Source organism: Halobium salinum, assembly GCF_026586625.1.
Classification (GTDB): domain Archaea; phylum Halobacteriota; class Halobacteria; order Halobacteriales; family Haloferacaceae; genus Halobium; species Halobium salinum.
In genome coordinates this window covers 602060-612113 of the sequence record NZ_JAODIW010000010.1, presented here as the reverse complement: position 1 = coordinate 612113, position 10054 = coordinate 602060, and the positions used below count along the sequence as shown (strand labels likewise).

The window sequence follows — 10054 nt, the reverse complement described above, 5'->3', positions numbered from 1 at the left end:
AGTCGTCCGCGGACTGCGTGACACGGACGGGGCCGACCGAAGACGACTCGTGGGGGCGGCGAGTCGGGGACGGCGAAAACGGGTACAGGGCGTTACGTTCTTACGCCGTGGCACCCAATCGTCGGACACCGAATGCGGCGTGACTACTTCGAACTGACAGTCGAGAACGTCGACTGGGTCGACGACGGCGGCTCCCCCGAGAAGCCGCTGGTCCGAATCGACTTCGACGGGGCCGACGACGCTACGACCGACGACTCCCGTCCGGCGGACTCCCTCCGCGAACGGTTCACCGGCGCGGACGGCGAACTGCTGGACGCAGCGGAGACGGACGTCGCCTTCCGCCTCCAGGGCGACCCGGACGACCCGACGGCGACCGGGGTGGTCGCCGTCACGAACCGACTCACGGGCGACTTCATCCTCGAGTTGAACGAGGACGCGGACGACGTGCTCCCGTTCATCCGCGCGGCCCGCGAGTACGGCAAACGAGCCGACGGCGAGGGACGCTACCGGGTCGAAGTCGACGTCTCGGGCGAGCCGCTCGTCGTCTACGAGAAGAGCACGTTCCTCGTCTACGACGCCGACGGCGGCCTGCTCCGCGGTCGGAGCCTCATCCCCTCGGGCGTCGAACTGTAGCGGTCCACGGGCCGGTTCGGCCGCACGCCGCTCTCCTCACTCGTTCCCTCGCCCGCCGCGCTCCTCGAGCACGCGGTCGATTATCTGCCCGGTCGACAGCAGTTCGTCCTCGTAGCGCGGCTCCCGGCCCGACGCGCGCTCGACTCGACAGTCGAGACCTCGTTCGTCGAGCGCCGCCCGAAGCGAGTCGGGGTCGTGGTGCTGGTCGTAGCCGAGGACGATGACGTCGGGGGCTATCTCCTCGATGGGGACGAAGATGTCCTCGGGGTGGCCGAGGTGGGCTTCGTCGACGACGCCGAGCGCGGCGACCATATCCCGGCGCTGGCGGTCGGGCAACACGGGTGGCGACTTGTGGGTCACGTTGTGGCGGCGTGCGACGATGACGTGGAGTTCGTCCGCGCGGGCCGCCGCGTCCGAGAGGTAGTGGACGTGTCCGGGGTGCAGGAGGTCGAAGGTACCCTGTGCGACCGCCCGCGTGGGTCGTCCCCCGGGCGTCGTCGACCCGGGGGCCCCCACGTTTCCGTCGTTCTCGTCGGCGCCGTCGGTCGGTTCCGCGCCGTCGCTTCCGCTCATCGGTCCTCCCAGAAGTCGGGGTCCCGTCCGGTGTCGGTCGCCGACTCGCCCAGTTCGGCGTCGATGTCCTCCTGCGTGAAGTCGAAGAACGACTCGGCGTCCGGGAGTTCCACGTCCAGGACGGGGAGGTCGCGGGGTTGGCCCTCGCGGTCGAACGCGCGCCAGTCCTCGCGGCCGTACGGGTGGCCGATGATGATGTGGGCGTCGCCGTTGCCGAAAGTGGCGAGGTCGGCGTCGCTCGGCCTGAGGACGCCGTTCGGGTGGGAGTGGACCGAGCCGACCGCGTTGCGGTCGTTGGGAATCATGCTCGTCTGGACGGTCGCGCTGACCGGGTTCGAGCGCGTCCCCGGGATGATGAGCACGTCGGTTATCACCGTCCCTTTCCGGTCGAGACCGAGTTTCCGGGCCGACTCGCCGCGGAGCAGTCCCATGTACTCGTTCGGATGGGTCTCCTCGGACGCTTCGAGGGCGAAGTCGAGCGTGTCGGCGGCGATGCCGATAATCTCGCTCGACCGGAACAGTCGCATACCCGACTGTCGGGTGGCTCGGCAACTAAGGGTTGCGGATGGTGCCGTCCTCGGGTGTGGGTCAGACGTCGAGTTCGTCCTCCTGCTCTGGGGTGGTAAACGGGGTGATGGCGACGGTGCGCTGGGTCACCACGGCCAGCCTGAGCACGTAGGAGAACAGCACGGAGAGCGGGAGAAGGCCGACGGCGGCGAGCCCCGGCGCCACGGCGGGTGGGAGCGCTTCGGGCGTCGTCGTCCCGCTCGACGAGCTCAGAACGAGCAGCGCCGACAGGAGTACGGTCTCGCTGACGACCCCCGCGTACAGGAGCACGCGTGAGACGTACGCCAGCTCCGTCTGGATGTACAGCGTCTTGAAGTACTGCCGGGCGACGTCGGTCTCCTGGAGTCCGGCCACGACCTCCTCCAAGGCGGCGGTCGCCTCGTCGGACAGCGACTCCCGGTAGCTCGACTTCAGCCGTCGGAGCTGGTAGATACGGTCGGCGTAGTTCGTCGTCAACAGCACCGAGAGCGTGTTGAACGTCCCCGACTCGGACTCCTCGATGAGGGTCGTCACGGTGTCGACGTGGTCGGTGAGGTCGGTGACGAGCCGGTTCGCGTCCTCCCTGAGCCCGTCGTCCGCGGCGTCGGCGGTCAGGCCGCCGAGTCGCTGGAGGTCGCGCCTGACGTTCTCCAGCACCACCTTCAGGAAGTCGGAGGGCGTCACCGGGACGACCTGCCGGTCTTCGGAGTCGAACAGCCGCTCGCGGAACTCGTTGACATTCTCTATCTCCTCTCTCAGTTCGCCGGGCGAACCCAACTGCCTGGAGATGATGACCTGGTTGATGGTGATGACGAGCGTCACCAGGGTGAGGTTGCCGCCGACTAGACTGCTGAGGACGTACAGTATCGCCGTCGGGTTCTGGACGCGGACCAGTCCGACCGCGTACAGCCCGTAGAAAATCGAGAGGAACGCGGCGAAGAGGCCGACCCCCACGACGGGGCGGCTCCCGACGAGGTAGACCCATCGTTGCGGGCTCTCTCGAAACGTTCGTAGTTCCGCTACCACTGACGCGGGAAGGACGGACGGAGGACTCATCGTGAGAACGGTGACGTGCTCGGGCGGAACGGTCGCCTCCGGGATACGCGTGCCGGCGGTCGGCGGTTCAGGGATGTCAAGGCTCCTCCCTGTTCAGGACCCCTACCCCTTCGACCGCCGTTCCGACCCCGTAGGCGGCCGCGAGCACCACGCCGACCAGCAGGGCGAACAGCACCGGCTCCGTGTACGTGAAGAACAGAAAGCCCGCCAGCGCGAGCCCGCTCCCCACGACGGCGAGGGTCAGGAGCCCCGCGACGAGGCGCTTCGTGTGCCTCCGGAGCCGGCCGACCCACCGGAGCCGTCGCTGGTCGGTTCCGAACTGGTCGCCGTCGTCGGCCGAACCCGTCTGCACGTTCGCTCGTTGGAGTTCGCTCGCGACGAACCCGTATTCGCTGGGCCTGTAAATACCTGGACCTCGGCCGCGAGTGTCACGCACACCGGCGAGGCCCGCCCCGGGTCCGTCGGCGGTTCGAGGGCGCCCGGCGTTCCCGACGGGGCCGCCGCTCCGGCACCCGGGTGCGAAGGACGCCTTCGGAGGACCCGGATGCCGGAGAGCGAGACCGAGAAGTACACAAGTCCGCACGGCGACCACCCGACCATGACGAACATCGACGTCGAGGCCGTCGACGACGCCGGCGGCGACGACACCGTGGACCACGGCGGCGAGCACGGGGGCGGTTCGTCGGACCCGAGCGAAGGGCCCGCCGACATCCCGGTGGAGGCGACCGACGACGCGACGCCCGAGGGGGTCGACGCCCCCGACTACGTCCTCTACGGCGGGAAGGGCGGCGTCGGCAAGACGACGATGGCGGCGGCGACGGCGCTCGCCTCCGCCCGCGGCGACGCCCCGACGCTCGTCGTCTCGACCGACCCGGCCCACTCCCTCTCGGACACGCTCGGCGTCGACGTGCCGCCGGAGCCGACGCGAATCCGGGACGACGTGCCGCTGTACGCCGCCGAAATCGACCCCGAGGCGGCCGGCGAGGAGGGCATGTTCGGTCAGGGCGGCGACGGGGAGGGACCCCTCGGCGGACTCGGCGGTATGGGTGGCATGGGCGGTATGGCCGGGATGCCCGGTATGGGCGGCGCCGACGACGGGGAGGGGTTCGACCCCTTCGGCGACGACGACGTGCCGGGGCCCGGGATGGGCACCGGCGGCGGGGCGATGCCCGGCGCCGACGAGGCGGCCGCGATGCGCCAACTGCTCGAGTACCTCGACGACCCCCGCTTCGACCGGGTCGTCGTCGACACCGCGCCGACGGGCCACACCCTGCGCCTGCTCCAACTCCCCGAGATGCTCGACTCGATGGTCGGTCGAATCGCGAAGCTCCGCGAACGGTTCTCCGGGATGATGGACGGGATGAAGGGGATGTTCGGTGCGGGTGCGGACCCCACGGACGCCCCCGGCCTCGACGAACTGCAGGAGCGCATCGAGCGCCTCCGGCGGGTGCTGCAGGACCCCGAGCGCACGGACTTCCGCGTCGTGATGGTGCCCGAGGAGATGAGCGTCGTCGAGTCTGAACGGCTCGTCTCCAGACTCGGGGAGTTCGGCATCCCGGTCCAGACGCTGGTCGTCAACCGAGTGATGGAGGACCTGCGCGAGGTCGCCGACGTCGAGGCGTCCGAGGCGTTCGAGGACTGGGTGGTCTCGCCCAGTCTGGAGGACTGCGAGTTCTGCCAGCGCCGCTGGAAGGTCCAGCAGAACGCGCTCGGCCGCGCGACCGACCTCTTCCGCGGACGCGACGTGAAACGGGTTCCCCTCCTCGCCGACGAGGTACAGGGTGAGCGGGCGCTGGCGGTCGTGGCAGCCTGTCTGGCGTAGTCGGCCCGGAACCGACGCCGTCGTCGGCTGTCAGTCGGACCGCGTGGGGTCGGGAAGGCTCCGGTCCTCGATACGGTCGACCGCGTTCGGCGAGAGCAACTCTCCGCTTTCGAACTCCACCCATCCGTCGAGGTGAACCCGAACCGCGCCCTCGTAGAGCACGGTCGAGTCCGCCGTACTACCGTACACGACGGCGTGCTCGTATCGTCGGCTGAGGAATCGCCGCAGCGCGCGCCGGAGTCGGTCGAGTGCTGCCATGCGCCGAACCAGCGAAGCGGGAGAGAAAAGGCTAACCCCCACCGACGGTTCCGGCGCTCACCCCTCCGAGTCGCCGGTGGCGCTCGTCACGTAGACGGTCGGCGCCCGAGCCACGAACTCCTCGACGGCCGCCGCGACGACCGCGGCGCTCTGGAGGGCGAAGTACGGCCACAGCAGGAAGGGGGCGACGTACTCCCGCGTGTCGTGGTGGTACCCCTGTCGTCGGTCGAGGGCGAACGTCGCGTAGACGGCCAGGATGGGTGTGAGGAGCGTGGCGACGAGGATGCCGAGCGCCGGCGCCGACCCCTGGGGCGTCGCTACCGCCGTCGCGCCCCAGCGCCAGAGCCCGGCGACGGTGCCGGGAGCCGCGAGCGCCAGCGCCGGCAGGACGAGTAGGGCGCCGAACGTCCCCGCGAAGTCCGCGCGGGCCGGCAGGGACGGTGGTCCGGACAGGAGACCGCGACCGAGGTACCGACGCGCCACCTGCATCCCGCCCCGCGCCCACCGTTTTCGCTGGTGCCACCACGCTCCGAGCGCCGTCGGATTCTCCTCCAGCGTCACGATTCCCGGGTCGACGCTGACCGCTCCCCCGGCCCGGGCGATGCGGTACGCCATGTCGAGGTCCTCGAGGAGCACCGACTCGTCGAACGACCCGAGCCGGTCGAGCGCGTCGGCGCGAAAGAACGCCTGTCCGCCGGTGAAGAGGGTGAACCCGCCCAGCCGGTCGCGGGCGTAGAACTCGACGCGCTCGGCGACCGCGCGCTCGACGGTCGCACACAGCGCCACGAGGGACGCGTCGGAGTTCGTCCCGAAACAGCGGCCCTTGACACACTGGACGTTCTCCACCCCGAGCCAGCTGACGGCCCGGCGGAGCGCGTCGGGCGCGGGCCGCTGGTCGGCGTCGAGGCTCGCGACGACTTCGCCGGTCGCCTCCTCGAGGAGGGCGTTCGTCGCGGCCGCCTTCCCGGCGGGCGCCCCCTCGCGCGCGACCGCCCGCACCAGCGGGTCGTCGTCGGCGAGCGACCGGGCGAGGGCCGCGGTTCCGTCCGTCGAGGCCGACTCGTACCCCACGAGCACCTCCAGACGCTCGTCGGGGTAGTCGAGCGACCGACAGGCGTCGACGGTGTCCGCGAGCACGTCGGCCTCGTTGTACGCGGTCACGAGGACGCTGACGGTCGGTAGGGGCCCGTCGGCAGTCGGCGGGCGTCGAGGGGCCGACGCGACCAGTACCGAGAGGAGCGTTCGGCCCGCGAACGCGGCGCCGAACGCGAGGAGGACCAGCGCGGCCAGACGCGTGAAGCCCAGCGACCGCACGGCCGCCAGCCCCACTCCGGCGCCGACACCGAGGCTCGCGAGGGCGGTACCGAGGGCTCGACGGGAGAACGAGGTCTCGTCGGGCGTGAGAACGTCCACGCCGGTGAGGAGGGTCGCCGAGCGTGAAAGTCGACCGGCCGTCTACGTGGCTGGACTCGACTTACAGGAACTTCCGCGCGAGCCCGTATAGCTTGTCGCGCAGCCCGTCGGGGAGAAACCGTGCGTACTGACCGTAGGCGGCGACGGGGCCGACCGGCACGCGCGCGGGTGGCTTCGTCATGCTGGCGACGTTGACGATCTCCTCGGCGACCGCCTCGGGCGGGACCGCACCGGGGCCGTCGTCGCCCATCGCGGTCATGTCCTCGAGAATCTCGTACAGTTTGGGGTAGGCGCCGGAGCGCTCGACGCCGGGCACGTCGCCGCCGGCCTCGACCTCCGCGGCGGCGCGTTCGGCGAACCCCGTCTCGACCGGGCCGGGTTCGACGAGGACGGCGTGGACGCCGTACTCCTCGACCTCGGCGCGCATCGCGTCGGTCATGGCTTCGACGGCGAACTTCGAGCCGCAGTAGACGCCGCTCCCGGGGTAGGAGACGCGGCCAGCGAGGCTGGAGAGGTTGACGACGGTCCCCTCGCCGGCGTCGCGCATGTGCGGCAGGACGGCGCGGGTGAGCCGGTGGGGGCCGTAGACGTTCACGTCGAACTGGCGGTGGACCTGTTCGACGGGGACGTCCTCGACGGCGCCGAGCTGGCCGTAGCCGGCGTTGTTGACCAACGCCGTGACGCCGCCGTCCTCGTCGACGATTCGCGAGACGACGCGCTCCACGTCGTCGTCGTCGGTCACGTCGAGCGTCGCGATCTTCGCGCCGGCGTCGCCGAGCGTCTCGATGTCGGCGGGGTTGCGAGCCGTCGCGTAGACCGTCCAGTCCTCGTCGAGGAACGCCCGCGCCGTCGCGCGGCCGATACCCGACGAACAGCCGGTGATAAGCACGGTGTCCGGGTGCACGTTCCGCGAGTCGGGGGGAGGGGTGTTAAGAATGGTTGCTTGCGGGTCGAGAACCGGCCCGGTTCGGGCCGCCGTGCGCTACTCGACCGCCTGCTTCACTTCGTCGGCGTACGCGTCGGCGAGGCGCGTCGGCTCCGGGAGCTTGTAGTCGCCACCGAGGCGCTCGACGAGGTCGACCGCGGTGTCGGCGGCGACGCGGTGACCGGGGCTGACGTACAGCGGGTTGATGGACCGCGAGTTCTCGTACTGTCGCGACTGGAAGGCGTAGCCGACGACCGTCCCCTCGGGGGCCGTCACGTCGCCGTCGGCACGAATCGGCGTCCGCCACCCCGCCGGCCGACCGTCTGTCGACTCGGCGGGACGGCCACAGAGTAACCCCTTCGCGACGCCGACGCTCGGGAGGTCGAGCACGACGCCCATGTGGGTCGCGAGTCCGGCCTCCCGGTAGTGGATACGACCGCTCCCGTCGAACAGCGCGAGGTCCGGTTCGCAGTCCAGTTCGGCGAAGGCGTCGAGAATCGGTCCGCCCTCCCGGAACGAGAGCAGACCGGGGATGTACGGCACCGACAGCGGCGAGACGGCGTGTGCGCGCTCGACCACCTCGTCGCCGCGGGCGACGACGACCGCCGACACCGCCCGCTCGTCGAGAAACGCCTGGTCGACGCCGGCGACGAGCGGGCGGTCGGCGGCGTCGCTCTCTCCCCCGCCCAGCGTGGTTTGCTCGTCCGACGCCGTCCCCGTCGCCGCCGTGAGCGACGCCGAGGCCGACACGTGCGCCGGGTCGAACGGCAGGTCGTCCTCGAAGACGGCGGCGGCGCGCACCTCGTCCTGGAGAGCCTCCATCTCCGCACGGGAGAGGGCCGGGTCGGGCGCGAGGTCGGGGCGGGCGGGACGCATTCAGAACCGGCCGCGGCCCGGACCGCCGGCGCCACCGCCGCCGAACTGGAGTTGGTTGGGGACGCTACGGCGACCCTTCACGTGCTGACCGTAGGCGAGGCCGATGACGAGACCGATGAGGTGGGCGAAGTGGGCAACGTTCCCCTGCCCGGCGGCGCCCGCCACCGACGGCTCGATGAAGAACAGCACCGAGATGCCGGCGTACGCGAGCGTGAACAGCCACAGCGGCACCGGGATGAGGAAGTAGAGGTAGATGCGAAGGCCCGGATTCAGCACGGTGAGGACGCCGAGGACCGCGAAGATGGCGCCGCTGGCGCCGAGCACTGCCGCGTTGCCTCCCATGAGGAGACTGACGCCCACGTGGGCCAGTCCGGCGAGGACGCCGCTGACGAGGAAGAGCGCCGCGAACTTCCGGGAGCCGACGTACCGCTCCACGAGCGGCCCGAAGAAGAACAGCACGATGCTGTTGCCGGCGAGGTGCCAGAAGGTGGAGGGGCTGTGCGAGAAGACGGAGGTGACCCACGTCCAGACGTAGCCGAGGCGGTCGGCCTGCAGGACGAACAGGGCGAGGAAGGCCCCTTGCCCGACCGTGAGTAGCACGATCCATTCGAGGAGGAACGTGACGACCATCACCGCGAGGAAGACGTACGAGATGTTGCCGCGGAAGTAGCTCAACGGCCCCCCGGTACCGGTCACCCGGTCGAGAGTCCCCTTCGCCCGTCCCGTGGCACCGCCCGTCTCGTCGTCGGAGCCGGTCCCAAAGACGCCGCTCGGGTCGTTCCACTCCTGCAACCCGGGACAGTCGTGGTTCTCCGGCAACCGATGTTCCGCACAGAAGGTCTGCCCACATCGACGGCACTGATACGGCAGGTTCTCGTACCTGCCACACTCGTCACATTCGGCCATTGGCGTTTCTACCTGCCCCGTGGTGAAAGGGGTTTGGCTCGGCTGCGACCCGTCTCCCGACGACCGTCGAGGGCGGCGGTCGTGGCCAGCGACTGTCGTCGCCGGCGGGTTCCCACGCCGGCCGGTCGGCCCGAGGTCTCAGTCGTCGACCGAGTCCGGCGGGTCCCCACCCGCGTCGCCGACGTCGTCGGACCGCTCGAAGTTGGTCGGGACGACCGTCAGGTGGTTCAGGCCGAGCCGTGGACGCTTGGCACTCATGACGGTCGTTCGTTGCACGGGGACGGACTAAAGATTACCCATGCGCATAATTCATCGTCCGGCCCGCGTCCATAATCGTGAAGAATATCGTCGGGTCAGGTGGAGTCGAGTCGAGTCGAGTCGAGTCGGGTCTGGTCGGACGTGGTCGTGTCGAGACGGACGGTCCGAGTCGCCCGGAGCCGGTCGACCGACTACCCGAAGTGTTCCTCGTAGAGCTCCTGTGCGTGTTCAATGGCGTCGTGGGCGGCCTGCTTGTCCTCCCACCCGAGCGTCTCGACTTCCTTGCCCTCCTCGAGGTTCTTGTAGGTCGAGAAGAACTCGTCTATCTCGTCCTGAGTCTGCTGGGGGATGTCCTCGAGGTCCTCGATGTGGTCGAAGCGGGGGTCCTCGGAGGGGACGGCGATGACCTTGTCGTCCTGTTCGCCGTCGTCGTCCATCTTCATGAGCGCGACGGGGCGGGCCTCGATGATGCAGCCGGGGAACGTCTGGTCCTCGACGAGGACGAGCACGTCGAAGGGGTCCTCGTCGTCGTAGTACGACTGCGGGATGAACCCGTAGTCCGAGGGGTAGTGGACGTTCGAGTGGAGCACGCGGTCCAGTACGACGCCGGGGACGTCCTTGTCGTACTCGTACTTGTTGCGCTCGCCCTTCAGACACTCGACGACAGCGTAGATCTCCTCCGGCGCGTTCGGGCCGGTCTCGAGGTCTTCCCAGAGGTTCGTCATTGCGTCCTTTCGGTCGAACAGTGAGGGAAAATGCCTTTCGACATGGCGTCGGCGCCCGTCCGG

The 10054-nt window shown here is 69.8% G+C and carries 12 protein-coding genes; 2 read left to right on the top strand and 10 right to left on the bottom strand.

Annotated elements, in window-relative coordinates:
* The first annotated feature begins 132 nt into the window (after positions 1-132).
* Complete coding sequence (locus N5095_RS21715) at positions 133-633, top strand: DUF5793 family protein (RefSeq protein ID WP_267625292.1); 501 nt, start codon at positions 133-135, stop codon at positions 631-633.
* 36 nt (positions 634-669) lie between these two features.
* Here the strand turns inward: N5095_RS21715 and N5095_RS21710 are convergent, their stop codons facing one another.
* The 4 genes from N5095_RS21710 to N5095_RS21695 all read right to left on the bottom strand — a co-directional run bounded on the left by N5095_RS21710 (position 670) and on the right by N5095_RS21695 (position 3160).
* Complete coding sequence (locus tag N5095_RS21710) at positions 670-1206, bottom strand: FAD synthase family protein (RefSeq protein ID WP_267625291.1); 537 nt, start codon at positions 1204-1206, stop codon at positions 670-672.
* Positions 1203-1733, bottom strand: a complete 531-nt coding sequence (locus N5095_RS21705) for a Mov34/MPN/PAD-1 family protein (protein ID WP_267625290.1) — start codon at positions 1731-1733, stop codon at positions 1203-1205. Before N5095_RS21705 ends, N5095_RS21710 begins: the two co-directional genes overlap by 4 nt.
* A 61-nt stretch (positions 1734-1794) precedes the next feature.
* On the bottom strand, positions 1795-2778 hold the full coding sequence (locus N5095_RS21700; protein ID WP_267625288.1) for a DUF7972 family membrane protein: 984 nt from the start codon (positions 2776-2778) through the stop codon (positions 1795-1797).
* 106 nt (positions 2779-2884) lie between these two features.
* Positions 2885-3160: a hypothetical protein gene (locus tag N5095_RS21695; protein ID WP_267625286.1), complete on the bottom strand. Its 276-nt coding sequence runs from the start codon at positions 3158-3160 to the stop codon at positions 2885-2887.
* 246 nt (positions 3161-3406) lie between these two features.
* Here N5095_RS21695 and N5095_RS21690 point away from each other — a divergent pair, with 246 nt between their 5' ends.
* Positions 3407-4630 carry an ArsA family ATPase gene (locus N5095_RS21690; protein WP_390203734.1) on the top strand — a complete coding sequence of 408 codons (1224 nt, stop codon included), beginning with the start codon at positions 3407-3409 and terminating at the stop codon, positions 4628-4630.
* Between the two features lie 30 nt (positions 4631-4660).
* On the opposite strand, the gene N5095_RS21685 is transcribed toward N5095_RS21690, so the two are convergent.
* The 6 genes from N5095_RS21685 to N5095_RS21660 form a co-directional block, all read right to left on the bottom strand.
* Positions 4661-4888, bottom strand: a complete 228-nt coding sequence (locus N5095_RS21685; protein WP_267625282.1) for a hypothetical protein — start codon at positions 4886-4888, stop codon at positions 4661-4663.
* A 57-nt stretch (positions 4889-4945) separates the two neighbouring features.
* The gene (locus tag N5095_RS21680; protein ID WP_267625281.1) at positions 4946-6301 is read right to left on the bottom strand and encodes a glycosyltransferase family 2 protein; all 1356 of its coding nucleotides are present in this window, start codon (positions 6299-6301) and stop codon (positions 4946-4948) included.
* A 61-nt stretch (positions 6302-6362) separates the two neighbouring features.
* A complete protein-coding gene (locus N5095_RS21675) occupies positions 6363-7205 on the bottom strand; it encodes an SDR family oxidoreductase (RefSeq protein WP_267625280.1) in 843 nt (280 codons plus the stop codon).
* A 78-nt stretch (positions 7206-7283) separates the two neighbouring features.
* Positions 7284-8102 (bottom strand): endonuclease V, encoded by an 819-nt coding sequence (locus N5095_RS21670; RefSeq protein WP_267625279.1) that lies wholly within the window; start codon positions 8100-8102, stop codon positions 7284-7286.
* A complete protein-coding gene (locus N5095_RS21665) occupies positions 8103-9008 on the bottom strand; it encodes a rhomboid family intramembrane serine protease (RefSeq protein WP_267625278.1) in 906 nt (301 codons plus the stop codon). It lies immediately after the preceding gene.
* A 449-nt stretch (positions 9009-9457) separates the two neighbouring features.
* Entirely contained in the window at positions 9458-9991 is a 534-nt protein-coding gene (locus N5095_RS21660) for an inorganic diphosphatase (RefSeq protein WP_267625277.1), read from the bottom strand.
* Positions 9992-10054 lie beyond the last annotated feature (63 nt).

Bases quoted from the DNA above. Each gene is read 5' to 3' on its own strand.
- N5095_RS21715 (WP_267625292.1), top strand. From the start codon at position 133: ATGCGGCGTGACTACTTCGAACTGACAGTCGAGAACGTCGACTGGGTC.
- N5095_RS21710 (WP_267625291.1), bottom strand. From the start codon at position 1,206: ATGAGCGGAAGCGACGGCGCGGAACCGACCGACGGCGCCGACGAGAAC.
- N5095_RS21705 (WP_267625290.1), bottom strand. From the start codon at position 1,733: ATGCGACTGTTCCGGTCGAGCGAGATTATCGGCATCGCCGCCGACACG.
- N5095_RS21690 (WP_390203734.1), top strand. From the start codon at position 3,407: ATGACGAACATCGACGTCGAGGCCGTCGACGACGCCGGCGGCGACGAC.
- N5095_RS21685 (WP_267625282.1), bottom strand. From the start codon at position 4,888: ATGGCAGCACTCGACCGACTCCGGCGCGCGCTGCGGCGATTCCTCAGC.
- N5095_RS21670 (WP_267625279.1), bottom strand. From the start codon at position 8,102: ATGCGTCCCGCCCGCCCCGACCTCGCGCCCGACCCGGCCCTCTCCCGT.
- N5095_RS21665 (WP_267625278.1), bottom strand. From the start codon at position 9,008: ATGGCCGAATGTGACGAGTGTGGCAGGTACGAGAACCTGCCGTATCAG.
- N5095_RS21660 (WP_267625277.1), bottom strand. From the start codon at position 9,991: ATGACGAACCTCTGGGAAGACCTCGAGACCGGCCCGAACGCGCCGGAG.